Genomic DNA, 25,587 nt, shown 5'->3' on the forward strand with positions numbered 1-25,587 from the left:
GGCCCGCATGAGTGACATCCTCGCAGACAGCTTAGATGGCGTAGAACGCCGGTCGCTGGCTGAATTCACCGAAAATGCCTACCTCAATTACTCCATGTACGTGATCATGGACCGTGCCTTGCCGCATATCGGCGACGGCCTGAAGCCCGTGCAACGGCGCATCATCTACGCCATGAGTGAGTTGGGCCTGGACGCCGATTCCAAGCACAAGAAGTCGGCGCGTACCGTCGGTGACGTGCTCGGTAAGTTCCACCCCCACGGCGATTCGGCGTGCTATGAAGCGATGGTGCTGATGGCCCAGCCGTTCAGCTACCGCTATACCCTGGTGGACGGCCAGGGTAACTGGGGGGCACCGGATGACCCCAAATCCTTCGCCGCCATGCGTTACACCGAGGCGCGGTTGTCGCGTTATTCCGAAGTGCTGCTCAGCGAGCTGGGCCAGGGCACTGCCGACTGGGGGCCGAACTTTGACGGCACCCTTGACGAACCCCTGGTGTTGCCGGCGCGTTTGCCGAATATCCTGCTCAATGGCACCACCGGTATCGCGGTCGGCATGGCCACCGACGTGCCGCCGCACAACCTGCGCGAAGTCGCCACCGCCTGCGTGCGCTTGCTCGATGAGCCCAAGGCTACGGTCGAGCAGCTCTGCGAGCATATCCAGGGCCCGGATTACCCGACCGAAGCAGAGATCATCACGCCGCGCGCCGACCTGCTGAAGATGTACGAAACGGGCAAGGGCTCGGTGCGTATGCGTGCCGTGTACCACATTGAGGACGGCGACATTATTGTGACGGCGCTTCCGCACCAGGTATCGGGTGCCAAGGTGCTGGAGCAGATCGCCGCGTTGATGCAGGCCAAGCCGTCGAAATTACCGCAAGTGGCCGACCTGCGTGACGAGTCCGACCATGAGAACCCGTGCCGTATCGTGATCATCCCGACCAACAGCCGGGTGGATCATGAAGTGTTGATGCAGCATTTGTTTGCCAGCACCGACCTGGAGTCCAGCTATCGGGTCAACGTCAATATCATCGGCCTGGACGGCAAGCCGCAGTTGAAGAACCTGCGCAATCTGCTGGTGGAATGGCTGGAGTTCCGTGTACAAACCGTGCGCCGCCGCCTGCAATTCCGCCTCGACAAGGTTGAGCGCCGCTTGCATCTGTTGGACGGTTTGCTGATCGCCTACCTCAACCTGGATGAAGTGATCCATATCATCCGTACCGCCGAGCATCCGAAGGCCGAGCTGATCGCGCGTTTCGAGCTGAGCGAAATCCAGGCGGACTACATCCTCGACACCCGCTTGCGCCAGTTGGCACGCCTGGAAGAAATGAAGCTGCGCGACGAGCAGGATGCACTGCTCAAGGAGCAAGCCAAGCTGCAAGCCCTGCTGGGCAGCGAAGCCAAGCTCAAGAAGCTGGTGCGTAGCGAACTGATCAAAGACGCCGAAACCTATGGCGATGACCGTCGCTCGCCTATCGTCGAGCGCGCTGAAGCCAAGGCCCTGACCGAAACCGAACTGTTGCCCAACGAGAAAATTACCGTCGTTCTGTCGGAAAAGGGTTGGGTTCGCTCCGCCAAAGGGCATGATATTGACGCCACCGGCCTTTCGTACAAAGCCGGTGATGGCTTCAAGACCGCTGCCGCCGGGCGTTCCAATCAGTTTGCGGTGTTTATCGACTCGACCGGGCGCAGTTATTCGGTGCCGGCCCATACCCTGCCGTCTGCACGGGGGCAGGGCGAGCCGTTGACCGGGCGCCTCACGCCGCCGCCGGGGGCGAATTTCGAGTGCGTGCTGTTGCCGGACGATGATTCGCTGTATGTCATCGCCTCCGACGCCGGTTACGGTTTCGTGGTCAAGGGTGAAGACCTGCAGGCCAAGAACAAGGCGGGCAAGGCGCTGTTGAGCCTGCCGAACAATGCCAAGGTGATCCTGCCAAGGCCGGTGGAGGATCGTGAAAGCAACTGGCTGGCGTCGGTGACCACCGAAGGGCGCTTGCTGGTGTTCAAGATCAGCGACTTGCCGCAGTTGGGCAAGGGTAAAGGCAACAAGATCATCGGGATTCCCGGTGACCGGGTGGCCAGTCGCGAGGAGTATGTGACTGACATCGCCGTGGTCCCGGAAGGCTCTACCCTGGTGCTCCAGGCCGGCAAGCGCACGTTGTCATTGCGCCCTGACGACCTTGAACACTACAAGGGTGAGCGTGGCCGGCGAGGTAACAAACTGCCACGAGGCTTCCAGCGAGTGGATGCCTTGCTGGTCGAAACGCCGGTTTAAGCGGTACTAGAGGCCTCGATCTACGATTTAACGCGTAGATCGATGCTTTCGCGCTGGAGTCATGGCGCATATTCACGGATGATATGGCCTTTCCAGCGCCGGCGTGGCCGAGCGTGTTCAGGTTATTTTTAGTATTACATTGTGGTTCGCCTTGTGGCAGCCACTTGGATGGGATGATGACTGCTCCACGCCTTCCTCTATTTTTGATGCTCGCTGGCCTTTTGGGGTTGGCGGGTTGCAGCACACATCAACCGGTGTCGCTGTACCAGCTGGACAGCGGAAGTCCGGCTCAGCCAGCCCAAACCGCTGGCATGGCAGTATTGCTGGGGCCGGTAGTCGTTGCCGATTACCTGCAACGCGAAACCCTGCTTCAACGTCAGAACGACGGCAGCCTGCAAGGTTCCACAGATGGTCGTTGGGCCGGTAGCCTGTCGTCGGATATCAACCAGTTGATGTTGCGTCAGGTCGCCGGCCAGTTAGACAGCCAGCGAGTAGTCCTGGCGCCGGGACCCTCCGGGTTCACCCCGGATGTACAGGTGTTGCTGACCATTACGCGGCTGGATTCCGGCAAGTCGCAACCGGCGATCCTGGATGCACAGTGGCGCCTGATCGACCGTCGCGGGCAGGTGCGGGACAACCGCATTGTGCACCTGCAGGAAGAACACGCCGGCACCACTGCGTCCCAGGTCCAGGCCCAGGGTGTGCTGTTGCAGCACTTGGCACAGCAGTTGTCGGTGGCGCTCAAACCACTGGCCAACCAGCCGCCGATTGCCGAAGCGCAGCCGCGTAAACAGGCCCCCGCCCAGGCCAAGCCTGCGGCCCCGGAAAAGCCGAAGATGCCGATGGCCACGCCGATTCGTACGGATCTGGAAGTGTTCAGGTTCTGATCTGAAATTTATTTTTGAAAAAGCCCGCCAAGCCCGCGGGCTTTTTCATGCCTGCTGTAAAACGCCAGCGCCTAATTCTGCGTACCTGTTAATTCTGACAGTATCCAGCTGCGCATAAGGTCTCTAGTGTGATTTCAGTCCTATCTCTTAAGGTACTGAACTCATGAAAAAAATATCGATCTTCCTCGCTTGGTTTTTTTGTAGTGCATTAAGTGTTGCTCTCATGGGCTGTAGCCATGAAGTTAATCGTGAATTTGGCGGCCTTGAAAATGATGAACTTCCGCCCGCCGAAGGTGAACTGTCAAGCTTGAGTCAGATAATCCGCCCTGTGACGGGCACCAAGAGGATGCTGGTCACGGTAACCCATTGGCAGGGAGAGCGAGTGTTGGACAGGGATCAGGTGGAGTTGCATACGCTGTCTACTGATCCTAATTCATTACGCTCTTATATTCTGGCTGCGTCCGGTGGAAAGCTGAAGTTGGAGGGGCGGGTAGTGGAGGCGACGTCTGGACCGAAGCCTGAGGGATGCTCTATGTCCACGTCTATCGCGGAGGGTCGCAAGACTGCCGAAAAGAATGGCCTTAATCCCGATGATTTCGACTATGAAATTAACATCGTTAATTGTGGCGGTGGCGCCTTGGCCTTTACCCCCGGTAGGCATGTTGGAGTGTTTGGCAAGGCAGGCTCGCCGCATGTTTACAAGCACGAGCTTGGTCATAATTTAGGCTTTCGTCATGGGGGAAGCCTCATAGGCTGCCCCCGCAATGGCGCGTCTGTGAGTGCGCCTGTTGATTGCACTTACGTTGAGTATGGAGACACTGGTGACTCAGTGTCAGGTGGTGGCACGCTTTATCCTGCGGTCAGCCGCCGCTATGTCGGCTGGCTGGATGATGGCCAGGCGACGACTATCACGCGCACCGGCCTTTACAGTTTGAAGGTGTTGGGACGCGAAGGCCCGCAGCTGTACCTGATCAAGATCCCTGAAACCCATTCGCCCGGTGGGGCCTACTACCCGTTGTTGTCGCTCGAATACAGGAAACCTACGGTCTTTGATAACTTTCCGGAGAATGACAACCGGGTCAATGGCGTGTGGATGCGTTATGCGAGGGAGCAAGGCGTGCAGAATGTGCAGATTGATGCCACGCCAGAGACGCCAAGAACCAACGATCCTACGCTACTTGCGGGGCAGACATTTGAGGACTCTTCCGGCAAGGTTAAAGTGCTTGTGTGCAGCGCCGGGCCGGACGAGGCGATAGTCGCGGTCGCGCTTGATGGGGCGGGTTTTCCTTACTGTACAACCACGGTCCCCGCTCCCGTCATTGCGGTCCCTCTCGAGGGGGCCAGCACCGGTAAACAGCCAGTATTTGCCGGCACTGCCTGGCCTGGCGCACGTATTGAAATAGTAAATGCTTCCAAGCCCGAGGAAGTCGTGGGCACTGCCATTGCCGATGGCAACGGCAACTGGTCGGTGTACTCGCTGTCAGTGCATGATGTTGGCAGTTATTCTTATACTGCCCGACAAACTTTTGGGGGAAGAACCTCGGTGTTATCTGGCAATCGCAGCTTCAAGGTGGCTGAACTGAGCGTGCCTGCGGCAATAATCGAGACCCCCGCCCAAAATGTCGAAGTTGGCCGCCTGCCGCAAGTGTCAGGTACCGGTGTTCCTGGTGCTACTGTGGTGTTGCTTAAATCCAACGATCCTTACAATCCGCTGGCCACTACTAGGGTCGATGGCTATGGCCGCTGGTCAGTGCGCATAGAGCGCCCTCTACCGATAAGTCCACCGGCCTTTACCATGACCGGCTATCAAACCCTTGATGGAAAACGTTCGGGTTGGCTGGCGAACAGGACACTCAAGGTTGTTGATGTACCTGATCCGGCGATTATCCAAACGCCGGCCCAAAGCGTCAGAACGGGCCGCCGGCCTTTTGTGACCGGTACGGGTGTAGCAGGTGCTACTGTTGTGTTGATGCAGTCGTACAAACCTGAAAATATTTTAGCCACTACTACCGTCGATGGTTATGGGCGATGGGCCACGCAGGTTGATAATCCGCTGCCGATAAGCCCACCAGCCTTTACCATGACTGGATATCAGTCGATTGAGGGGAAAAGATCCGGTTGGTTGGCCAATAGAACTATCCAGGTTGTCGATGCTCCCGATCTGGCGATTATCGAAACCCCTGCACAAGGTGTGAAAACAGGACGTCGGCCAGTTGTGTCAGGTAGTGGTATTGCGGGCGCGACCGTCGTGTTGCTCAAATCGGGTGACCCGTATAACGCCTTGGCGACCACCACTGTCGATGGCTATGGACGCTGGTCGGTGCAGGTTGATCAGCCTCTGCCGGTCACAAACTCCTTTGTCATGACGGGCTATCAGCAGCTTGACGGTAAAATCGCCCGCTGGCTGGCGAATAGGACCTTCCAGGTAGTGCAGGTTCCCGATGCTCCGGTTATCGAAACCCCTGCCGAAAACCAGACCGTTGGCCGCCAGCCTCTTGTAAAAGGCACTGGCGTTGTGGGGGCCGTGGTTGAGTTGAATCAGGAGAACAGGCCCGGAATTCCACTTGGGTACGCGGTTGTCGATGGTTTTGGACAATGGTCTGTCCAGATAGAAAGGCCGCTACCCGTCGGGTCCAACTTTAAAATGAGTGGGTATCAGCTTTTGGACCAGGTCAGGTCAGGCTGGATTCCACGCCGAACCATTAATGTCGTGGATAGCAAGAAAATCAAATAGTACTCGAAAGCCCGCAGGTGTTCGTTCTCTGCGGGCTTGTGATCATCAATGCATTAGTCTTGGAGTCGACCCTTGTTGCGGGTCTCATGCATCCGCGCCAATTGCCGCTCCAGCATCGATGGATACGGCTCCATCAAGCGCTCCACACAGCTGGCCCCTTCAGGGCTGGCAATCGGGCGGATACGTGCGCGTTGGCGGATCAACGTGTCCTCACTGATCTTGCGCTCCACCAACAGCAGGTTACGGCTGTGCTGGGACAAGGCCAGGGCATCCTGGGCGATTTCGGTGAGTAGCAGGTCGATCTGGCTAATGCCAAACAGATCGTCACCCACGGTTAGACCCAACTGCAGTTGCAGGGTAATGCCGCTGTCGGCCACTTCGATCTGCAGGGCATGGCCCAGGGCGCGCAACAGCTCGCCGCAGCAGATGGCATTGGTCAGGTAGTCCTCGCCGCTGTCTTCACTGTGGAACAGCATCAGCGTGCTGCCATCGTTCAGGGTGTGCAGTTCGCTCTGGTAGAGCGAAGCGGCCTGGTCGAGGCAGTCGCGGTAGCGTTCGAGCAGTTCGGTCAGGCGGGCACGGGGCAGGCGGCGCAGTTGCTCCTGGGCGCCCAGTTGCACGGCGAGTACGGCACTGTGCTGTGGCTCGGCGTTCTTGACCGCAACGGGTTTGGGCGCAGCGACTGGGGCGGCTGCCGAGGTGTCGCGCAGGTCGGCGAACGGGTCTTCGTCGTCCAGTTCGTCTTCCTCGGCCTTGATCACATGGCGCGGCGCAGGCTTGAGGCCGGCCACCGGGGCGCTTTCGTCGAAGCCTGGGTCGCGCAGGTCGCGCACTTCAAACTCAGGCTCGTCGGCGTAGTCCTCGGCGTCGTCGTACTCAGGCTCGGGCTCGACTTCAGGCGCTTTTGGCTCCGGGGCAAAGCTGGCGTGGAGCTGGCGCGCGAGGTCGCCGATTTCGTCCTGGCGATCAGTGGCCGGGGTGTGTTCGTCGATATCCCGCAGCCAGATGCGCAGTTGCATCAACGGCGTGGAGATATGCCGGCCCAGGCGCAGGCTCAAGGCCAGGGCCAAGGCCAGTAGGATCGCGCTCAGAATGCCCATGCTTTGCAGGCTGATGGTCATCGGCTGCTGGAACTGTTGCATATCAAGGCTGATACGCAGTTGGCCGGCCTTCACGTCCTGGAACGTAATATTACTCTGATACAGGCCTTCGGCCTCACCGAGCAGACCGTTTTTCGGGCGTTGCCCGGCCTCGGCCATGATCCGGTTGTCCACGCTATAGATAGCGGCGTGGGCCACGAGCGGGTTCTTGGTCAGGTTGTTGAGCAACACGTTGAGGCTGAGGATGTCGTTGGATACCAGCAACTCAGTCGCCGAAGTGGCAGTCTGGGTTGTCAGGCTCGCGCCCAGGGCGTCAGCTTGCTCGTGCATGGCCTGCTTGAACTGCAAACCCATCACGCAGGCGTAGATCACCAGGGCCAGAGCGACCAGGATCACGTTATGGCTGGCGATGCGCAATGCAATCGGTACACGGCGATGGCGCAGTGCCCGGAAGATCAGCAGGAAGAAGTTATCGGTTTTTACTGGCGTGGGCCGGTTCACTTGCGCTCGGCTCTTGGTCCGTGAAGTTGACGCGCAGTATAGCGACAGGCCCATGGCCGGCAAAGCGCTGGCTGTGCCCGATGGTCACTGAAAGTGGGTAGAATGCGGTTTTTTTCCAGCCTGGGGGTGCGCTTTGCGCGAAATTGTCCTGATCAACATCACGGGTGAAGACCGGCCGGGTCTCACCGCAGCCATTACCGGCGTCCTGGCCCAGGGTGGTGTGAACATTCTCGACATCGGCCAGGCGGTGATCCACGACACCTTGTCGTTCGGCATCCTGGTGGAGATCCCCAGCACCGAACAGGCCTCCTCGGTACTCAAGGACATCCTGTTTACGGCGTATAAGCTCGATCAACAGGTACGTTTCACCCCGGTGTCCGAAGCTGACTACCAGCACTGGGTCGAAGGCCAGGGTAAAAAGCGCCATATCGTCACCCTGTTGACCCGCAAGGTAACGGCTGAGCAGTTGCAGCGCGTCAGTTCGATCACCGCGCAATACGGATTGAATATCGACCATATCGACCGTCTGTCGGGTCGCATGCCCTTGGACACTCCGGCTGACAAAGGCAAGGGCTGCATCGAGTTCTCCGTGCGCGGTGAACCGGCTGATGCGCAAGCGCTACGCGCTGATTTCCTGAGCGTGGCCCAGGAACTGAATGTCGATATCGCCTTCCAGGAAGACTCCCTGTTCCGTCGCAACCGCCGCTTGGCGGTGTTCGACATGGACTCCACCTTGATCGAAGCCGAAGTCATCGACGAGCTGGCCAAGGCGGCCGGTGTGGGCGAGCAAGTCTCGGAGATTACCGAGCGCGCGATGGCCGGCGAGCTGGATTTTCGTGCCAGCTTCAAGGAGCGTCTGGCGCTGCTCAAAGGCTTGGACGTTGGCGTGCTGGATTCGATCGGCGCGTCGCTGCGCCTGACTGAAGGCGCCGAAACCCTGTTCGCCGAACTCAAGCGCCTGGGCTACAAGACCGCCATCCTGTCCGGCGGCTTCACTTACTTTGCCAAGCAGTTGCAGGCCAAGCTGGGCATTGACTATGTATTCGCCAACGAGCTGGAAGTGGTGGATGGCAAAGTGACTGGCGTCGCGGTGGAGCCGATTGTCGACGCCCAGCGCAAGGCCGACCTGCTCAAGGAATTGGCCCATAAGGAAGGCTTGCGCCTGGAGCAGACCATTGCGGTCGGCGACGGCGCCAATGACTTGCCGATGCTGGCGATTGCCGGGTTGGGCGTGGCCTTTCGCGCCAAACCGTTGGTCAAGCAGTCAGCCAAGCAGGCGATTTCGACCTTGGGGTTGGATGGCGTGTTGTATCTGCTGGGCTTGCGTGACCGCGACGGTCAGCTATAAGCCGATCTCACTGTCACTGATCGTTCCCACGCTCCGCGTGGGAGCGCCTCCAGTGACGCTCTGCGTCACGCTTTGGGCGCAGAGCGCCTCGGGCTGCATTCCCACGCGGAGCGTGGGAACGATCAACTGCAATATCAGGCTTTAGCAGCGGCGATGCCCTGGCCCATCTGCACCGGCGTACCCGCTGCCAGTTCTTCAGCCCACTTCACCTGGTCCGGGCCGAACAACACGATGGCGGTCGATCCCAGTTTGAAGCGACCCAGCTCCGCACCTTTCTCCAGATGAATCGGCGCGCGGGCCGCTTCGTCGTAGCGGAAGGTTTTCAGCTCGCGTTTCGGCGGCGTTACCAAACCGGCCCACACGGTTTCAATCGACGCAACGATCATCGCACCTACCAACACCACGGCCATCGGGCCGCGTTCGGTGTCGAACAAGCAGACAACGCGCTCGTTACGGGCGAACAGCTCCGGCACGTTTTCGGCGGTGGTCTGGTTGACCGAGAAAATCCGCCCTGGCACATACACCATCTCGCGCAGGGTACCGGCCAGTGGCATGTGCACCCGGTGGTAGTCCTTGGGCGACAGGTAAATAGTCGCGAAGTCCCCGCCCATGAACGGCGCAGCCATTGCCGCATCGCCACCGAGCAGTTCCAGCACGCTGAAGCTGTGGCCCTTGGCCTGGAAGATACGACCATGTTCGATCGGGCCTAGCTGGCTGACCGCGCCATCGGCAGGGCTCAGCACTGCGCCTGGGGTTGGATCCAGCGGACGGGCGCCGTCTTTCAGCGCGCGGGTGAAGAAGGCGTTGAAGTGCTCGTAGGCGGTCAGGTCTTCCACCAGGGCCTGGGACATGTCCACCTGGTAGCGCTTGGCGAACCAGGCAGTGAAGGCGTTCTTGAACCAGCGCACGCGGCACTCGGCGATACAGCCGGCCAGGCGCGACAGCAAGTGGTGCGGCAGCAAGTACTGGCTGAGGATAAACAACTGCTTTTTCATAACTGTCCTTAAACCTTAAATCTCAACGGGGGTGTCGGGGTGGTTGCCCCATTCGCCCCAGGAACCGGCATAACCTTTGACTCGCGGATAACCGAGCGCCTTGGCCACCAGGTAGGTGAAGCCAGAGCGGTGGTGAGTCTGGCAGTGGGTGATGATTTCTTTGTCTTTTGTCAGCCCGAGATCTTCGAGGATTTGCGGCATGTCACGGCGGATACGCAGGTTGCGCGCCTTGTCCATGCCGGCGGTCCATTCGAAGTTCACCGCGCCGGGAATGTGGCCGCCCTTGGCTGCGAGCACTTTCTCGCCGGAATACTCCAGCGGGCCACGAGCGTCCCAGATCCCCAGGTCGGCCGCGCCGAGGCGGCTTTGCAGGTATTCGCGGGTGGCTGTGGGGCCGTCGTGCAGCGTAAGGCTGACCGGGCCGCCGGCTGCTGGGGGCGCATCGGTGGAAAGCGGGTGCCCTTCCTCCAGCCAAGCCAGCAGGCCACCGTCGAGGTAGTGATATTTCTGGTGGCCGATCACGTCGAGCATCCAGATAAAACGCCCGGCCCAACCGCCGCCTTCGTCGTCATAGACCACATAGGTGGCGTCCGGGGTGTGGCCCAGTTCGCCGAACAGTTTTTCCAGGTCGGCCTTGCTTGGTAGCAGGCCGGGTGCCGGTGGCTGTCCCAGTTGGGTGCGCTTGGGGTCAACGAAGTGCGCGCCGGGGATATGCCCTTCGGCGTAGCGGGCGACACTGGTGAGGTCTACCAGTATCAAGTGCTTGGAATCGAGGCGACCCAACAGGTCGGCGGATTCGATCACCAGCGGCAAGCCAGAGAAGTCAGGCATGTGAGGTCTCCTGGGCACAAATGTTGGCGATAAAGGCCGGTGATTGTAGCGCAAGCATCAGGCGCTGCGGTTGGTAAAGCTGTGCAGGGCTTTCTCGATGCATTGGGCGGTTTTGCCGAACGCCTGCACGGTGGTTTCCGAGAACGGCCCGCCGCCTTGGTCCGCCACGATCAGCATGACCACGCGACCGTTGCAGCTCAGTGAGCGCAACAGCAAGTGCTCGCCAATAAATAGACGACGCAGGATTGGTGGCAGCAATGCGGAAAACTGCGCATGGTTGTCGGGGTTCAGGCGTACCTGGGCGGACTTTTCCAGCAGGCGTTGCAGCAGTGTGCTATTGACCACATCCAGGCTCAGGTGAGCCGCGTCCTTGGGCAGGCCGTCGGCCTGGTGTACACGCAAGGTGCTCAAGGCGCGATCTGCCATGAATATCAGTACCCGCTGCATGCCACTGGCGACCAGGGCTTCCTTGGCGCAAGTGGTCAGGTGCATGGCGTTGGCAAAGCGGCTCGGCTCCACCAGCAACTCGGTGCAACGCGTGCGCCACACGGCCAAGGCTTCGGCAGTGGGCGGTGGTGCCGGCAGCAAGCCGCGATGGACTTTCTGTACGTGCCACGGCCAGATCAGCGACAGCGCCGGGTGCCAGAGGTCGGGCATCAAGGTGGTACGAGCACTGGTCACCGCTTGTTGGTGGGCTTGCTGTTGCACATCGCTCAACGGCGTTTGCAGGTACAGCGCCGTCAGGTATTGCCAGCGCTCAGTGTGCGGGCAGGTCCAGGATTCCTGGGCCGACATCGCCAGGCCGTTGGCCAGCAACACGGTGTTGGCCGGCTGGTTCAGCCAGCGTCGCAGGTTGGGCTCGGCATCGAGCAATTGCTGGTGGCGCAGGGCATCGTCTTGACGGGCAATGTGCAGCGCCTTGACCAGCAGGCGTTGCTCGGCCAACAGCAACTTGTAGCCCTGTGAAACCCAGATCGGCAGGTGCCAGGCTTCGGTCAAGCCCAGGCACAGGTCAAGCAAACGCACGCCGAACAGCTGTTGCTCGACCTGGCGCGCCGATTGGCCTTTATGGATCACCCGCAACTCCCACTCCTCCAGGAGCTTGGGGTAGGCGACGGCCATCGGCCACAGCGGCGACAGAAACAGCAGGCTGCCCCAGTGGATGTCCTGCCACAGCCGCGCCAGGCGACTGCCGAACAAACCGTTGGCTTGCTGGGATGCGTGCTGGCTGATCAGCAACAGCTGACGCAAGGCCACGGGGATTTCCCGGGCGGGTACCGAAGGCAGGCGCGCCAACAACTCTTCGGCACGTTTGAGGCCAAGACGGTTAAGTGCGACTTCAAGGTTTTCTGCAGGTTCGGCCAGGCTGCCGTGGGCTTGGCTGTTGGCTTCGCGCATCACACTCAGCACCAGGGCCGGACTGTTTTGCATCAACTCAGCAATATCTCGCAATGAACTGCGGCTATCGCGAATGGCTTTGCACACGCGTTCATGGCTGGCCTGGGGCACGGGCAGCAGCACGTCGTCCAGGCACTTGATCCAAGCGGCGAGGGTAGTGGGGCGGTTTGTTGGGACTGTCGTTTCAATTGCCATGATTGGGGCGCGATCATCACTTGCGTTCAACACGCCCGGAACGGGCCGAATTGGCTTTTCGCCTTAACGGGCTATAGTCTGGCGCAGTTTTGCCGATAAGTAGAACAAGAGTTTTCTGCTGCACCCCATATGTCCATGAACCCGACGGCGCAAGTACCCCTCTCCTATGGCTAAAATTATCGGCATCATTGTCGTCATCGCAAGTGTGCTCGGAGGGTACGTCCTCTCCCACGGTAAAATCGCCGCACTGATCCAGCCTTTCGAAGTGCTGATTATCGGCGGTGCCGCGTTCGGCGCATTTTTGCAGGCCAACCCAGGCTATATGACCATGCACGTGGTCAAGAAGTCCCTGGGCATGTTCAGTTCGCGCTTCTCCCACACGTTTTATCTGGAAGTGCTGGGGCTGATCTACGAGATCCTCAACAAAAGCCGCCGCGAAGGCATGATGGCGATCGAAGGCGATATCGAAGACGCCGCGGCCAGCCCGATTTTTGCCAAGTACCCGGCCGTGCTCAAAGACGAGCGCATGACCGCGTATATCTGTGATTACCTGCGCATCATGTCCTCCGGCAACATGGCGCCTCACGAGCTGGAAGGCCTGTTCGACATGGAGTTGTTCAGCCTCAAGGAAGAGCTGGAGCATCCTTCCCACGCCGTGACCGGCATTGCCGACGGCATGCCCGGTTTTGGTATTGTCGCGGCGGTACTGGGGATCGTGGTGACCATGGCGTCCCTGGGCGAGGGCGATCAGGCGGCCATCGGCATGCACGTAGGTGCGGCGCTGGTGGGCACCTTCTTCGGTATTCTCGCCGCCTATGGTTTCTTCGGCCCGCTCGCCACCTCCCTGGCCCACGATGCCAGGGAAGAGATCAACCTCTACGAAGCGATCAAGGCGTGCCTGGTGGCATCGGCGTCGGGCATGCCGCCGTCGCTGGCCGTGGAGTTCGGGCGCAAGGTGTTGTACCCGAAACACCGCCCAAGTTTCTCCGAGCTGGAACAAGCGGTTCGCGGTCGCTAAGCCATGGAAAACAACCAGCCGATCATCATCAAGCGCGTCAAGCGCTTCGCTGCGGGGCACCATGGCGGCGCCTGGAAAATCGCCTTCGCCGACTTTGCCACGGCGATGATGGCGTTCTTCCTGGTGTTGTGGCTGATGTCCACCGCTACGCCAGAACAGAAAATCGCCATCGCCGGCTACTTCAAGGACCCGATTGGCTTTTCGGAAAGCGGTACGCCGTTTGTCATTGACCTGGGCGGCTCGCCGGAACTGGCGCCCGAGCGCACCATCAACCCGGAAGTGCAAACTGAATCGCCTCAGGAAAAAATCCCGATCGAGCGCGACACTGTCGAATCCATGGCCGAGCAGGTCGAACAGGAGCGACTGGAACTGTTGCTGCAGGAATTGCAGAACAAGGTTGAAGAAAACCCACAGTTGCTGAAGTTCAAGGACCAGATTTCCTTCGAGATCACCCCCGAGGGGCTGCGCATCCAGATTACCGATGCGGCCAACCGGCCGATGTTCGACTCTGGCAGTGCGCGGTTGAAGCCGTACTTTGAAGACATCCTGCTGGCCATGGCTGACACCATCAAGGCGGTGCCGAACAAGATCAGCATCAGCGGGCATACCGACGCCAAGCCCTACGCGGGCCAGGGTGATTTCGGCAACTGGGAACTCTCGGCCAACCGCGCCAATGCTGCCCGGCGTGCGCTGGTGGCCGGCAGCTACCCGGACCCGCAAGTGGCGCGGGTAGTGGGTTTTGCCTCCTCGCAACTGTTTGATCCCAAAGACCCGTTCAACCCGGTCAACCGCCGTATCGACATCGTGGTGCTGACCAAAAAAGCCCAGCGTGCGATTGAAGGCGATCAACCCCCGCCACCGGCACCGACCCAGGGCGACGGTGCGCCAGGCGAAGTGCCGGCCGACCCCAACGCGCTACCGCCGGAGCAGGAACCGCTGCCAGCCCATGAGCTGCGCCAGAAGCTGAACCTGTTTGATGATGGGGGCGTCAAGGATCCTACGACGCCTGCGCCGAAGCCGTAAGCTCCAGATACAACGAGGCCGCGATAATCGCGGCCTTGTTGTATCTGCGCTGTCATAGATATCTACACAATTTTGGGGCGACGCTGGGCCTGTGGCGAGGGAGCTTGCTCCCGTGACGGCCTGACAGCCGGCGCCTATCTACCTGACGCCCTCAATCCAAATGTGGGAGCTGGCTTGCCTGCGATGGCGATTTGCCGATGTACATATCCATTCCTGCGGTAACGGCCACCGATACCGATGCTGCATTGTAGGAGCGAGCTTGCTCGCGAAAAACGTCAACGATAACGCGTGTATCCAGGATGCCCGCGTTGCGCTTGAGGTCTTCGCGAGCAAGCTCGCTCCTACAGAGGTGGGGGCTGCTTAGTAGCTGCTCTCGGGCAAGCTCGCAATAATCGACCGATAGCTGTTCATCCGCTGCTGCTGCACGCGCCCATCTTCCAGTGCCTTGAGCAGCGCACAGCCCGGCTCGCGGTCGTGTTTGCAGTCGCGGAAGCGGCAGGTGCCGATCAGGTCGTTGAACTCAATAAAGCCGGCTTCCACATCGCTACGGCTGACGTGGCCCAAGCCAAATTCACGGATACCCGGCGAGTCGATCAACTCGCCGCCGCCCGGGAAGTGGAACAGCCGTGCGGTGGTGGTGGTGTGGGTGCCCTGGCCGGACAGCTCCGACAGCGGGCCCACGCGGGTTTCGACTTCCGGCAACAGGCTGTTGACCAGCGACGACTTGCCCACGCCAGACTGGCCGACGAACACGCTGATCCGCCCGTCCAACTGCTGTTGCAGCTGTTCCATGCCGTTGCCGTGGTGAGCCGACACTTCCAGCACCGGGTAGCCCAGGGTGCGGTAGACCGCCAGCAATGCGTTGAGCGCCGGGGCGTTCTGCTCGTCGATCAGGTCGAATTTGTTCAGCAGCAGCAACGGGCGGATGCCAGCATGCTCAGCCGCGACCAGGTAACGGTCGATCAGGTTGGCATGGGGCTCGGGCAGTGGCGCGAACACGATCACGATCATGTCGACGTTGGCCGCCACCGGCTTGAGCTGCCCACGGCTGTCGGGGCGGCGCAGTTCGGTGCTGCGCGGCAACTGGGCGACGATGACGCCGATGCCCTGGTTGCCGGCACGCCACACCACCTTGTCGCCGGTGACCAGCGCGGGCAGGTTGGCGCGCAGGTGGCAACGGAACACCTGGCCTGCGAGTTCGCCTTCGAGCGCCTCGACTTCGACCTGCACACCAAAGTGCGCGATCACCAGGCCCGTTTGTTCGGGGCCCAGGTCGCCGCCCTCGAGCGCTTCCACGGCTGAGGATTCACGTTTGGCGGCGCGGGCGGCGCGTTCACCTTGAATCTTTTCGATGCGCCAGTTTTGGCGACGGTTGAGCTGGCGTTTGGCCATTGGTGTTCCGTGTCGATAATGCAAAAGTTGGGTAAAACGGCCGCGAGTCTAGCACGCCCCCGCCTGCTAAACTGCCCGGCTACGCCAAGGTGCCAAGAGAATCAAGCCATGCAAAACCCACAGAACCTGATTTGGATCGATCTGGAAATGACCGGTCTGAACCCCGACACCGACGTCATCATCGAGATGGCGACCATTGTCACCGACAGCAACCTCAACACCTTGGCCGAAGGCCCGGTGATCGCCATCCACCACAGCGACGCCGTACTCGCCACCATGGACGAGTGGAACACCCGCACCCACGGTAACTCCGGGCTGACCCAGCGCGTGCGCGACAGCCGCATCAGCATGGCCGAAGCCGAGGCCGAAACTATCGCCTTCCTGGAAAAATGGGTGCCCAAGGGCAAGTCGCCAATCTGCGGCAATAGCATCTGCCAGGATCGTCGCTTCCTTTATACGCACATGAAGGGGCTGGAAAGTTACTTCCACTACCGCAACCTGGACGTGTCGACCTTGAAGGAACTGGCTGCGCGTTGGGCGCCGGAAGTCAAAGACAGCTTCCATAAAGGCAGCACGCACCTGGCGCTGGACGATATTCGTGAGTCGATTGCCGAGTTGCAGCATTATCGCAAGCATTTCATCAAGGCTTGATTCTGCGGCGCCAGTGAGTGCGCTATCGCAGGCAAGCCAGCTCCCACATTTGACTGCATTCGCAAATTCAAAGTGTGGGAGCTGGCTTGCCTGCGATACAGGCGACGCGGTTTATCGCCAAGCGCCCCCTTTTGGTGCCCTCGGCAAATGATTAGACTGCCGGCCTCTCTGTCAGGATCGCCATCATGTTGCTGATGCTCTACCTCGTCGCCATCACCGCCGAAGCCATGACTGGCGCCCTGTCCGCGGGTCGGCGTGGCATGGACTGGTTTGGCGTGGTGCTGATCGCTTGCGTGACAGCCCTGGGCGGCGGTTCGGTGCGCGATGTGTTGCTCGGCCACTACCCGCTGACCTGGGTCAAACACCCGGAATACTTGGTACTGACCTCTGTTGCGGCGCTGGTGACGATCTTTATCGCACCGCTGATGCGCCACCTGCGCTCGCTGTTCCTGGCGCTGGATGCGGTGGGGTTGGTGGCCTTCACCCTGATCGGCTGCATGACCGCCCTGGAAATGGGCCACGGCATGTTGGTGGCGTCGGTCAGCGGGGTCATCACCGGGGTATTCGGCGGCATCCTGCGGGATATCTTCTGTAACGACATCCCGCTGATCTTCCGCCGCGAGCTGTATGCCAGCGTGTCGTTCCTGGCTGCCTGGTTCTACTTGCTGTGCCTGTACCTGAAGCTGCCCAGCGAGCAAGCGATTCTGCTGACGCTGTTCAGTGGCTTCCTGTTACGCCTGCTGGCGATCCGGTTTCACTGGGAAATGCCCAAGTTCGTCTACAACGACGATGTGCACTAGCGGGCCGCGTGTTGCTCCAGCGCCCATTCCACGTGTTCGCGTACCAACTCCGACGGGTAGTCCCGCCGCGCCTTGAGTGCTTCCAATACCGGAATGCTGGAGGGCGCATTGCCCAGGCCCACCGCCAGATTGCGTAACCAGCGCTCATAACCGGCACGGCGCAGGGGCGAGCCCTCGGTGCTGCTGAGGAATTTATCCTCGTCCCACATAAACAATTCGGCCAGTTCTGCGTTATCCAGATTGTGCCGTGGCTTGAAATCGCTTTCGGCGGTAGGTCGAGCGAAACGATTCCACGGGCAAACGATCTGACAGTCATCGCAGCCAAATACCCGGTTACCAATCAGTGGGCGCAGGTCTTCGGGGATAGCGCTCTTGAGTTCGATGGTCAGGTACGAAATGCAGCGTCGCGCGTCCAGCACGTAAGGGCCGACGAAGGCGTTGGTGGGGCAGATGTCCAGGCACGCCGTGCAGCGGCCGCAGTGTTCTGTGGCGTGGGGTGGGTCTACCGGCAACGGTAGATCGACAAACAGTTCGCTCAGGAAGAAATAACTGCCGGCCTTGCGGTTGAGAACCAGGGTGTTTTTACCGATCCAGCCCAGGCCCGCTTGCTCGGCAATGGCTTTTTCCAGGACGGGCGCGCTGTCGACGAAGGCGCGAAAGCCGAACGGCCCGATCTGCGCCTGGATGCGGTCGGCCAGTTGCTGCACGCGCTTGCGGATCAGCTTGTGGTAATCGCGGCCCAGGGCGTAGCGCGAGATGTAGGCTTTTTCTGGTTGGGCCAGCAATTGCGCCATCTGGGTGTCGCCAGGTAGGTAGTCCATGCGCAGTGAAACCACGCGCAGGGTGCCGGGCACCAGCTCTTCGGGGTGGGAGCGTTTGCTGCCGTGGGCGCCCATGTATTCCATCTCGCCGTGGTAACCCGCGTCGAGCCAGCGTTGCAGGTGCTGTTCATGCTCAGCCAGGTCGAGGCCGCTGATGCCCACTTGTTGAAAGCCCAGCTCGCGACCCCAGTCTTTGATCGATTGGGCGAGGGCGGGCAGATCGGAGGTAATAGCAGGCATGAGACAGGGGAAACCACAGGTTAGATGCGTATAATTCTGCCAGACATCGGAGCTTGAAGACGCATGCCTCAGACAAAACACCCAATTACCGACGTTCAGCTGTTGTTGCCCGGCCATTTGCCGCAACTGGCTGCGCGTTCCCCGGACGCCCATAAGGGCCAGTTCGGCCACCTGTTGGTCATCGGTGGTGACCGTGGCTTTGGCGGCGCAGCGTTGCTGAGCAGCGAAAGTGCCCTGCGCAGCGGCGCCGGCATGGTCTCGCTGGCGACGCGGCCGGAACACGTGCCGGCCGCTCTGGCTCGGCTGCCGGAGGTCATGGCCGTCGGCGTGAGCTCGGCCAACCAGTTGATGGGCCTGCTGGAAAAAATCTCGGTGATCGTCATTGGCCCAGGCCTGGGCGATGACGCCTGGGGCAAGAGCCTGTTGTCGGTCGCGGCCAATGCCAGCGTGCCGCAGGTGTGGGATGCCGACGCGCTCAATCAACTGGCCACTGGCAGCGTCGAGCTGCCGGCCAACTGTGTGATTACCCCTCATCCGGGCGAAGCTGCGCGTTTGTTGGGGCTATCGACAGCCGAGGTTCAGGCAGATCGCCTTAAGGTGGCGCGCGCGTTGAGTCAGAAATTCAATGCAGTGGCTATCCTCAAGGGTGCTGGCAGTTTGATTGCAAGTCCGGATGGACGGCTTGCCCGTTGTGATCAAGGCCATCCGGCGATGGCGACGGCGGGGCTCGGTGATGTCTTGGCCGGTCTGGTCGGGGCACTATTGGCTCAGGGGATGCCCGCGTACGAAGCGAGCTGCCTGGCCGTGTGGTTGCACGCGACCGCCGGAGACCGCCAGGGTAGTTTTGGTCGCGGCTTGGCTGCCAGCGACCTGATCCCCGCCATTCGTCAATTGCTGGAGGAGCAGTCGCCGTGCCTGAAGTAATTCTTTTCCTGGCAGATGAAGAGGCCATGGTCGCGTTGGGCCAGCGTATTTCACAGGTCACGCAAGGGGCCGGGTTGATCTTTCTTGAGGGTGACCTGGGCGCAGGCAAAACCACACTGTCCCGAGGGATTATTCGCGGCCTTGGCCATACCGGCGCGGTAAAAAGCCCGACCTTCACGTTGGTCGAGCCCTACGAGATCGGCGACGTGCGTGCTTTCCACTTCGACCTCTATCGCCTGGTCGATCCGGAAGAGTTGGAGTTCATGGGCATCCGTGATTACTTCGACGATGATGCGCTGTGCCTGATCGAGTGGCCAAATAAAGGCACAGGCTTTTTGCCAAAGCCGGACCTGACCATTACCATTACGCCGCATGAGCACGGACGTCAGCTGAAGTTGTTGCCCCAGAGCCCACGCGCTGAGTCGTGGTGTGCTGCTCTGGCATTGGAATTCAAATAATTGGTGGGGTTAGGTATGCGCTTTCGCGCGTTGGTTGCTGTCGTGGGGGTGTTGCTTGCGGCAATGACTGTCAATGCTCTGGCTGCTTCACAGGTGAAAAGTGTTCGTCTGTGGCGAGCGCCGGATAACACGCGACTGGTGTTCGACCTGTCTGGCCCGGTCCAGCACAGCGTCTTTACCTTGACGGCGCCTGATCGCCTGGTGATCGATATCAACGGTGCCAGCCTGGCCGCGCCGCTGAAAGTCTCCACCGCCAACACGCCCATCACCGCCATGCGCTCTGCCCAGCGTACGCCGACCGACCTGCGTGTGGTCATTGACCTGAAAAAGGCCGTGACCCCCAAAAGCTTCTCCCTGGCCCCCAACGCCCAGTACGGCAACCGCCTGGTGGTCGACCTGTTCGACAACCCCGCCGACGCCGCACCGCCGCCTGCGCCAACGCCAAGCGTGGCGACGGTGCCTGCGGTGCCGGTCAACCCTTCGCAACCCCAAGTCAAGCTGCCACCGCCGCCGCCTGCACCGGCAGGCAAGCGCGACATTATCGTGGTGATCGACGCCGGCCACGGTGGCGAAGACCCGGGGGCTTCCGGCTCACGGGGCCAGCACGAGAAGGACGTGGTACTGGCCATCGCTCGTGAGCTGCAACGCCAGGTCAATGGCATGAAAGGCTACCGCGCCGAGCTGACCCGTACCGGTGACTACTTCATTCCGCTGCGTGGCCGTACTGAAATTGCCCGTAAGAAGGGCGCGGATCTGTTTGTGTCCATTCACGCCGACGCCGCGCCTTCAACCGCTGCCTTTGGCGCCTCGGTATTTGCCCTGTCGGATCGCGGCGCCACCTCCGAGACTGCGCGCTGGCTGGCCGACAGTGAAAACCGTTCAGACTTGATCGGCGGGGCCGGCAACGTTTCCCTTGATGACAAGGACAAGATGCTTGCCGGGGTGCTGCTCGACCTGTCGATGACGGCCTCGCTGACTTCCAGTCTTAACGTCGGGCAGAAAGTGCTGAGCAATATCGGTCGCGTGACGTCGCTGCATAAACAGCGTGTGGAACAAGCCGGGTTCATGGTGTTGAAGTCGCCGGACATCCCGTCGATCCTGGTGGAAACCGGGTTTATCTCCAACGCCAACGAAGCGTCGAAACTGGCCAGCGCCAGTCATCAGCAAGCGCTGGCGCGCTCGATCAGCGCCGGCGTGCGCCAGTTTTTCCAGCAAAACCCGCCGCCGGGCACCTATATCGCCTGGTTGCGCGACTCCGGCAAAATCGCCCAGGGCCCGCGTGACCATCGTGTGCAACCCGGTGATACCGTTGCCATGCTGGCGGTCCGTTTCCAGGTCACGCCTGCTGCCTTGCGCAGCGCCAATAACCTGAAAACCGACGAGTTGAAGATAGGCCAGGTGTTGACCATCCCCGGCACTTCATTGGCGGCGCAGTGATGAGCGAATCCACCTTGAACAGCGGCTCGCGCATTGAATTGCTCAGCCCGCGCCTTGCCAACCAGATCGCCGCGGGTGAGGTGGTTGAACGCCCGGCGTCGGTCATCAAGGAGTTGCTGGAAAACAGCATCGACTCCGGTGCCAAACGCATTGATGTCGATGTGGAGCAGGGCGGCGTCAAGCTGCTGCGGGTACGTGACGATGGCAGCGGCATCTCTTCGGATGACCTGCCCCTGGCCCTGGCCCGTCACGCCACCAGCAAGATCCGCGACCTGGAAGACCTGGAGCGGGTCATGAGCCTGGGCTTTCGTGGTGAGGCCCTGGCCTCCATCAGCTCCGTGGCCCGCCTGACCCTGACCTCCCGCACCCGTAGCGCCGAGCAAGCCTGGCAGGTGGAAACCGAAGGCCGCGACATGGCGCCTCGGGTCCAGCCGGCGGCGCATCCGGTGGGCACCTCGGTGGAAGTGCGCGACCTGTTCTTCAATACCCCGGCGCGGCGCAAATTCCTCAAGGCCGAGAAAACCGAATTCGATCACCTGCAAGAAGTCATCAAGCGCCTGGCCTTGGCGCGTTTCGATGTGGCGTTTCACCTGCGCCACAATGGCAAGACCATCCTCAGCCTGCACGAAGCCAACGACGACGCCGCGCGTGCTCGGCGGGTGGCAGCGGTGTGTGGCAGCGGGTTCCTGGAACAGGCGCTGCCGATTGAGATCGAGCGCAATGGCTTGAGGTTGTGGGGCTGGGTCGGGTTGCCGACGTTCTCCCGCAGCCAGGCCGACTTGCAGTATTTCTTTGTGAACGGCCGGGCGGTACGCGACAAGCTGGTGGCCCACGCGGTGCGCCAGGCTTATCGCGATGTGCTGTTCAACGGGCGACACCCGACCTTTGTGCTGTTCTTTGAGGTTGACCCTTCGGTGGTCGACGTCAACGTGCACCCGACCAAACACGAGGTGCGCTTCCGTGACGGGCGCATGGTGCATGACTTCCTCTACGGCACGCTGCACCGCGCCTTGGGTGACGTGCGTCCGGATGATCAGTTGTCAGCGCCGATTGTCACGGCGGTGGTGCGGCCGAGCGGCCCGGAAGCCGGCGAGTTCGGCCCCCAGGGCGAGATGAGCCTGGCGGCCAACCTGCTGCAATCGCCGCAGGCGCAGCCAGCCTACACGGCGCCGAATTCGGTTGCCGGTGCGGGTTATCAGTACCAATACACACCGCGCCCGCAATCGACGGCGCCGGTGGCCGAAGCCCAGGCGGCGTACCGTGAGTTTTTCGCGCCGTTGCCGGGTGCCGAGCCGGGTGCTGCTGTGGCGTTGCCCGAAGGCGGCGGTGATATTCCGCCGCTGGGCTATGCCCTGGCGCAGCTCAAAGGCATTTATATCCTCGCCGAAAACGCCCATGGCCTGGTGCTGGTGGACATGCACGCTGCCCATGAACGGATCATGTACGAGCGCCTGAAGATCGCCATGGCCAGCGAAGGCCTCAGCGGCCAGCCGCTGCTGGTGCCCGAATCCCTGGCGGTGAGCCAGCGTGAAGCCGACTGCGCAGAAGAACATCACGGTGTGTTCCAGAAGCTGGGCTTCGAGCTGCAACGCCTGGGCCCGGAAACCCTGGCGATCCGCCAGATTCCCGCGCTGCTCAAGCAGGCCGAAGCTAACCGCCTGGTGGCCGACGTGCTGGCAGACCTGATGGAGTACGGCACCAGCGACCGTATCCAGGCGCATATCAACGAATTGCTCGGCACCATGGCCTGCCACGGCGCCATCCGCGCCAACCGCCGCCTGGCCCTGCCGGAAATGAACGGCCTGCTGCGCGACATGGAAAACACCGAGCGCAGCGGCCAATGCAACCATGGCCGACCGACCTGGACTCAGATGGGCCTGGATGATCTGGACAAACTGTTCTTGCGCGGCCGCTGATGAGTGCCTTGCCTCCCGCCATTTTCCTGATGGGCCCCACGGCCGCCGGCAAGACCGACCTGGCCATCGAGCTGACCAAGGTGCTGCCCTGCGAGTTGATCAGCGTCGACTCTGCCCTGGTTTACCGGGACATGGATATCGGTACGGCCAAGCCGTCGAAGGCGCTGTTGGCCCAGTATCCGCACAAGTTGATCGACATCATCGATCCGGCGCAGAGCTATTCGGCGGCGGATTTTCGCACCGACGCCCTGGCGGCCATGGCCGAGATCACCGCGCGCGGCAATATCCCGCTGCTGGTGGGCGGCACCATGCTCTATTACAAGGCGTTGCAGGAAGGTCTGGCCGATATGCCGCCTGCCGATGCCCAGGTGCGCGCCGAGCTTGAAGAAGAGGCTGCGCGCCTTGGCTGGCAGGCCCTTCACGACCAGTTGGCGGCGGTAGACCCGGTTTCTGCGGCACGTATTCACCCCAATGACCCCCAGCGGCTCACACGCGCCCTGGAAGTATGGCGTGTCAGTGGTCAGACCATGACTGAACATCGCCTGAAACAAACTGCGCAAAGTACTGATGCAGGCGCATCTGGACAGTCACAATTGCCCTATACTGTGGCGAATCTGGCCATCGCTCCGGCAAACCGCCAGGTGTTGCATGAACGAATTGCACAAAGATTCACAATAATGTTGGAACAGGGGTTTGTGGACGAGGTCGTAGCATTGCGTTCAAGAGGCGACCTGCATGCAGGGCTGCCTTCGATACGTGCTGTAGGCTACCGCCAAGTCTGGGATCATCTGGATGGCAAGCTGACGTCCGCCGAAATGCAGGAGCGCGGCATCATTGCCACGCGCCAATTGGCGAAGCGCCAGTTCACCTGGCTGCGCAGCTGGAGCGATTTGCACTGGTTGGACAGCCTGGACAGCGACAATCTGTCACGCGCCTTGAAATACTTGGGAACGGTCTCCATATTGAGCTGAGTCCTTGCAATTGCCGTCTATCCTTGGGGGTGTGACGGCCATAAGCTATCTATTTTCCGATTTTTTATTATTGATCCTTAAAGGAGTGCGGCACATGTCAAAAGGGCATTCGCTACAAGACCCTTACTTGAATACTTTACGTAAAGAGAAAGTTGGGGTTTCCATCTATCTGGTCAACGGCATCAAGCTGCAAGGTACGATCGAGTCGTTCGACCAATTCGTTATCCTGCTGAAAAACACCGTCAGCCAGATGGTTTACAAGCACGCTATCTCGACAGTCGTTCCAGTTCGTCCAATCCGTCTGCCTAGCGCAGCAGGTGATGAACAGGGTGACGCTGAGCCAGGTAACGCCTGATAGGAGTCTCCTTTGTTCTTTGAGCGCCACGGTGGTGGTGAGCGAGTAATCCTCGTTCACTTGGATGGACAGGACCCTGAGGCGCGCGAAGATCCGCAGGAGTTTCAGGAGTTGGCAAATTCGGCCGGCGCCGAGACCGTTGCGTTTTTTAACGTACCGCGTCATCGGCCAACCGCCAAATACCTGATTGGCAGCGGCAAGGTCGAGGAACTGCGCGACCTGGTTCATGCCGAAGAAGCCGATCTGGTGATCTTCAATCACACCCTCACGCCCAGTCAGGAACGTAACCTCGAACGTGTTTTCGAGTGTCGCGTGATCGACCGTACCGGTCTGATTCTCGATATTTTCGCCCAGCGCGCCCGCACCCATGAAGGCAAGCTCCAGGTTGAACTGGCCCAGCTTGACCACATGAGCACCCGCCTGGTTCGCGGCTGGACTCACCTTGAGCGTCAGGGTGGCGGTATCGGTATGCGTGGCCCGGGTGAAACCCAGTTGGAAACCGACCGGCGTCTGCTGCGGGTTCGCCTGCGCCAGATCAAGGGCCGCCTCGAAAAAGTGCGCAGCCAGCGCGAGCAGTCGCGACGTGGCCGTTCCCGTGCGGATATCCCGACCGTGTCCCTGGTGGGGTACACCAACGCCGGCAAGTCCACGTTGTTCAATAACGTGACCAAGTCGGATGTGTACGCGGCCGACCAACTGTTCGCCACCCTCGACCCGACCCTGCGGCGTCTGGACATCGACGACCTGGGGCCGATTGTGCTGGCCGATACTGTGGGTTTCATTCGTCACCTGCCCCACAAGCTCGTCGAGGCATTTCGGTCTACGCTCGAAGAGTCGAGCAATTCCGACCTGCTGTTGCACGTGATCGATGCGGCCGAACCGGATCGCATGTTGCAGATTGAACAGGTCATGGTGGTGCTGGGCGAGATTGGTGCCCAGGACTTGCCGATCCTCGAGGTCTATAACAAACTCGATTTGCTTGAAGGCGTTGAGCCACAGATCCAGCGCGACGAGAACGGCAAGCCCCAGCGGGTCTGGTTATCGGCGCGAGATGGCAGTGGCTTGGAGTTGCTGGAACAAGCCATTGCCGAATTGCTCGGCAGCGATTTGTTCGTCGGCACCTTGCGCTTGCCGCAGCGTTTTGCTCGACTGCGTGCACAGTTTTTCGAGTTGGGCGCGGTACAGAAAGAAGAACACGACGAAGAAGGTGTCAGCTTGCTGGCCGTTCGATTGCCACGCTCGGAACTCAATCGGCTGGTCAGCCGAGAGGGTGTTGTACCGGCAGAGTTCATCGAACAACACACTTTGCAATAAAAGCCT

Annotated in this window: 21 protein-coding genes; 15 read left to right on the plus strand and 6 right to left on the minus strand. The window is 60.5% G+C overall.

The window, feature by feature from the left end; all coding sequences use genetic code 11:
• The first annotated feature begins 7 nt into the window (after positions 1-7).
• The 3 genes from parC to JFT58_RS10100 all read left to right on the plus strand — a co-directional run bounded on the left by parC (position 8) and on the right by JFT58_RS10100 (position 5,893).
• Positions 8-2,272, plus strand: a complete 2,265-nt coding sequence (gene parC / locus JFT58_RS10090; protein WP_020301636.1) for a DNA topoisomerase IV subunit A — start codon at positions 8-10, stop codon at positions 2,270-2,272.
• Positions 2,273-2,445: 173 nt separating this feature from the next.
• Positions 2,446-3,159, plus strand: a complete 714-nt coding sequence (locus JFT58_RS10095) for a PqiC family protein (protein ID WP_032873461.1) — start codon at positions 2,446-2,448, stop codon at positions 3,157-3,159.
• Between the two features lie 163 nt (positions 3,160-3,322).
• Complete coding sequence (locus JFT58_RS10100) at positions 3,323-5,893, plus strand: hypothetical protein (protein ID WP_054896257.1); 2,571 nt, start codon at positions 3,323-3,325, stop codon at positions 5,891-5,893.
• Positions 5,894-5,946: 53 nt separating this feature from the next.
• On the opposite strand, the gene JFT58_RS10105 is transcribed toward JFT58_RS10100, so the two are convergent.
• The gene (locus JFT58_RS10105; RefSeq protein WP_054896258.1) at positions 5,947-7,494 is read right to left on the minus strand and encodes a HAMP domain-containing protein; all 1,548 of its coding nucleotides are present in this window, start codon (positions 7,492-7,494) and stop codon (positions 5,947-5,949) included.
• A 133-nt stretch (positions 7,495-7,627) separates the two neighbouring features.
• On the opposite strand from JFT58_RS10105, the gene serB reads away from it, so the two are divergent.
• Complete coding sequence (gene serB, locus JFT58_RS10110) at positions 7,628-8,842, plus strand: phosphoserine phosphatase SerB (RefSeq protein WP_003188034.1); 1,215 nt, start codon at positions 7,628-7,630, stop codon at positions 8,840-8,842.
• Between the two features lie 134 nt (positions 8,843-8,976).
• On the opposite strand, the gene asd is transcribed toward serB, so the two are convergent.
• From asd to JFT58_RS10125, 3 genes are read right to left on the minus strand one after another with little or no spacing between them, the layout of a single operon-like run.
• Positions 8,977-9,837, minus strand: coding sequence for an archaetidylserine decarboxylase (gene asd / locus JFT58_RS10115; RefSeq protein ID WP_054896259.1), 861 nt, complete (start codon positions 9,835-9,837; stop codon positions 8,977-8,979).
• A 15-nt stretch (positions 9,838-9,852) separates the two neighbouring features.
• Complete coding sequence (locus JFT58_RS10120; protein WP_054896260.1) at positions 9,853-10,668, minus strand: rhodanese-like domain-containing protein; 816 nt, start codon at positions 10,666-10,668, stop codon at positions 9,853-9,855.
• Between the two features lie 57 nt (positions 10,669-10,725).
• Entirely contained in the window at positions 10,726-12,261 is a 1,536-nt protein-coding gene (locus JFT58_RS10125; protein ID WP_038448629.1) for an HDOD domain-containing protein, read from the minus strand.
• Positions 12,262-12,427: 166 nt separating this feature from the next.
• Here JFT58_RS10125 and motA point away from each other — a divergent pair, with 166 nt between their 5' ends.
• Positions 12,428-13,279 carry a flagellar motor stator protein MotA gene (gene motA / locus JFT58_RS10130; RefSeq protein WP_054896261.1) on the plus strand — a complete coding sequence of 284 codons (852 nt, stop codon included), beginning with the start codon at positions 12,428-12,430 and terminating at the stop codon, positions 13,277-13,279.
• Between the two features lie 3 nt (positions 13,280-13,282).
• Entirely contained in the window at positions 13,283-14,302 is a 1,020-nt protein-coding gene (gene motB / locus JFT58_RS10135) for a flagellar motor protein MotB (RefSeq protein WP_054896262.1), read from the plus strand.
• 360 nt (positions 14,303-14,662) lie between these two features.
• Here motB and rsgA read toward each other — a convergent pair whose 3' ends face one another.
• Positions 14,663-15,694, minus strand: a complete 1,032-nt coding sequence (gene rsgA / locus JFT58_RS10140) for a small ribosomal subunit biogenesis GTPase RsgA (protein WP_003188044.1) — start codon at positions 15,692-15,694, stop codon at positions 14,663-14,665.
• Positions 15,695-15,802: 108 nt separating this feature from the next.
• Between rsgA and orn the strand changes: the two genes are divergently transcribed.
• Both orn and JFT58_RS10150 read left to right on the plus strand, forming a co-directional pair.
• Positions 15,803-16,345 carry an oligoribonuclease gene (orn, locus tag JFT58_RS10145; RefSeq protein ID WP_003171343.1) on the plus strand — a complete coding sequence of 181 codons (543 nt, stop codon included), beginning with the start codon at positions 15,803-15,805 and terminating at the stop codon, positions 16,343-16,345.
• A 182-nt stretch (positions 16,346-16,527) separates the two neighbouring features.
• Positions 16,528-17,145, plus strand: coding sequence for a trimeric intracellular cation channel family protein (locus tag JFT58_RS10150; RefSeq protein WP_169918769.1), 618 nt, complete (start codon positions 16,528-16,530; stop codon positions 17,143-17,145).
• On the opposite strand, the gene queG is transcribed toward JFT58_RS10150, so the two are convergent.
• On the minus strand, positions 17,142-18,206 hold the full coding sequence (queG, locus tag JFT58_RS10155) for a tRNA epoxyqueuosine(34) reductase QueG (RefSeq protein WP_034125645.1): 1,065 nt from the start codon (positions 18,204-18,206) through the stop codon (positions 17,142-17,144). The genes JFT58_RS10150 and queG overlap by 4 nt on opposite strands.
• 63 nt (positions 18,207-18,269) lie before the next feature.
• Here queG and JFT58_RS10160 point away from each other — a divergent pair, with 63 nt between their 5' ends.
• The 7 genes from JFT58_RS10160 (at position 18,270) to hflX (ending at position 25,581) form a co-directional block, all read left to right on the plus strand.
• The gene (locus tag JFT58_RS10160; RefSeq protein ID WP_054896264.1) at positions 18,270-19,130 is read left to right on the plus strand and encodes an NAD(P)H-hydrate dehydratase; all 861 of its coding nucleotides are present in this window, start codon (positions 18,270-18,272) and stop codon (positions 19,128-19,130) included.
• Positions 19,118-19,588 carry a tRNA (adenosine(37)-N6)-threonylcarbamoyltransferase complex ATPase subunit type 1 TsaE gene (tsaE, locus tag JFT58_RS10165; RefSeq protein WP_014716665.1) on the plus strand — a complete coding sequence of 157 codons (471 nt, stop codon included), beginning with the start codon at positions 19,118-19,120 and terminating at the stop codon, positions 19,586-19,588. Before JFT58_RS10160 ends, tsaE begins: the two co-directional genes overlap by 13 nt.
• A gap of 15 nt (positions 19,589-19,603) precedes the next feature.
• Positions 19,604-21,025 carry an N-acetylmuramoyl-L-alanine amidase gene (locus JFT58_RS10170; RefSeq protein WP_003188054.1) on the plus strand — a complete coding sequence of 474 codons (1,422 nt, stop codon included), beginning with the start codon at positions 19,604-19,606 and terminating at the stop codon, positions 21,023-21,025.
• On the plus strand, positions 21,025-22,941 hold the full coding sequence (gene mutL, locus JFT58_RS10175; protein WP_054896265.1) for a DNA mismatch repair endonuclease MutL: 1,917 nt from the start codon (positions 21,025-21,027) through the stop codon (positions 22,939-22,941). The genes JFT58_RS10170 and mutL overlap by 1 nt, the downstream gene beginning before the upstream one ends.
• Positions 22,941-23,912 carry a tRNA (adenosine(37)-N6)-dimethylallyltransferase MiaA gene (gene miaA, locus JFT58_RS10180; protein ID WP_054896266.1) on the plus strand — a complete coding sequence of 324 codons (972 nt, stop codon included), beginning with the start codon at positions 22,941-22,943 and terminating at the stop codon, positions 23,910-23,912. The genes mutL and miaA overlap by 1 nt, the downstream gene beginning before the upstream one ends.
• A gap of 94 nt (positions 23,913-24,006) precedes the next feature.
• Complete coding sequence (gene hfq, locus JFT58_RS10185; RefSeq protein ID WP_003188059.1) at positions 24,007-24,267, plus strand: RNA chaperone Hfq; 261 nt, start codon at positions 24,007-24,009, stop codon at positions 24,265-24,267.
• Positions 24,268-24,279: 12 nt separating this feature from the next.
• On the plus strand, positions 24,280-25,581 hold the full coding sequence (gene hflX, locus JFT58_RS10190) for a ribosome rescue GTPase HflX (protein WP_003188061.1): 1,302 nt from the start codon (positions 24,280-24,282) through the stop codon (positions 25,579-25,581).
• Positions 25,582-25,587 lie beyond the last annotated feature (6 nt).

Source organism: Pseudomonas sp. MF6767, from assembly GCF_016405475.1.
Lineage (GTDB): Bacteria > Pseudomonadota > Gammaproteobacteria > Pseudomonadales > Pseudomonadaceae > Aquipseudomonas > Aquipseudomonas paracarnis.

Bases quoted from the DNA above. Each gene is read 5' to 3' on its own strand.
- parC (WP_020301636.1), top strand. From the start codon at position 8: ATGAGTGACATCCTCGCAGACAGCTTAGATGGCGTAGAACGCCGGTCG.
- JFT58_RS10095 (WP_032873461.1), top strand. From the start codon at position 2,446: ATGATGACTGCTCCACGCCTTCCTCTATTTTTGATGCTCGCTGGCCTT.
- JFT58_RS10100 (WP_054896257.1), top strand. From the start codon at position 3,323: ATGAAAAAAATATCGATCTTCCTCGCTTGGTTTTTTTGTAGTGCATTA.
- asd (WP_054896259.1), bottom strand. From the start codon at position 9,837: ATGAAAAAGCAGTTGTTTATCCTCAGCCAGTACTTGCTGCCGCACCAC.
- JFT58_RS10120 (WP_054896260.1), bottom strand. From the start codon at position 10,668: ATGCCTGACTTCTCTGGCTTGCCGCTGGTGATCGAATCCGCCGACCTG.
- JFT58_RS10125 (WP_038448629.1), bottom strand. From the start codon at position 12,261: ATGGCAATTGAAACGACAGTCCCAACAAACCGCCCCACTACCCTCGCC.
- motA (WP_054896261.1), top strand. From the start codon at position 12,428: ATGGCTAAAATTATCGGCATCATTGTCGTCATCGCAAGTGTGCTCGGA.
- motB (WP_054896262.1), top strand. From the start codon at position 13,283: ATGGAAAACAACCAGCCGATCATCATCAAGCGCGTCAAGCGCTTCGCT.
- rsgA (WP_003188044.1), bottom strand. From the start codon at position 15,694: ATGGCCAAACGCCAGCTCAACCGTCGCCAAAACTGGCGCATCGAAAAG.
- orn (WP_003171343.1), top strand. From the start codon at position 15,803: ATGCAAAACCCACAGAACCTGATTTGGATCGATCTGGAAATGACCGGT.
- queG (WP_034125645.1), bottom strand. From the start codon at position 18,206: ATGCCTGCTATTACCTCCGATCTGCCCGCCCTCGCCCAATCGATCAAA.
- JFT58_RS10160 (WP_054896264.1), top strand. From the start codon at position 18,270: ATGCCTCAGACAAAACACCCAATTACCGACGTTCAGCTGTTGTTGCCC.
- JFT58_RS10170 (WP_003188054.1), top strand. From the start codon at position 19,604: ATGCGCTTTCGCGCGTTGGTTGCTGTCGTGGGGGTGTTGCTTGCGGCA.
- mutL (WP_054896265.1), top strand. From the start codon at position 21,025: ATGAGCGAATCCACCTTGAACAGCGGCTCGCGCATTGAATTGCTCAGC.
- miaA (WP_054896266.1), top strand. From the start codon at position 22,941: ATGAGTGCCTTGCCTCCCGCCATTTTCCTGATGGGCCCCACGGCCGCC.
- hfq (WP_003188059.1), top strand. From the start codon at position 24,007: ATGTCAAAAGGGCATTCGCTACAAGACCCTTACTTGAATACTTTACGT.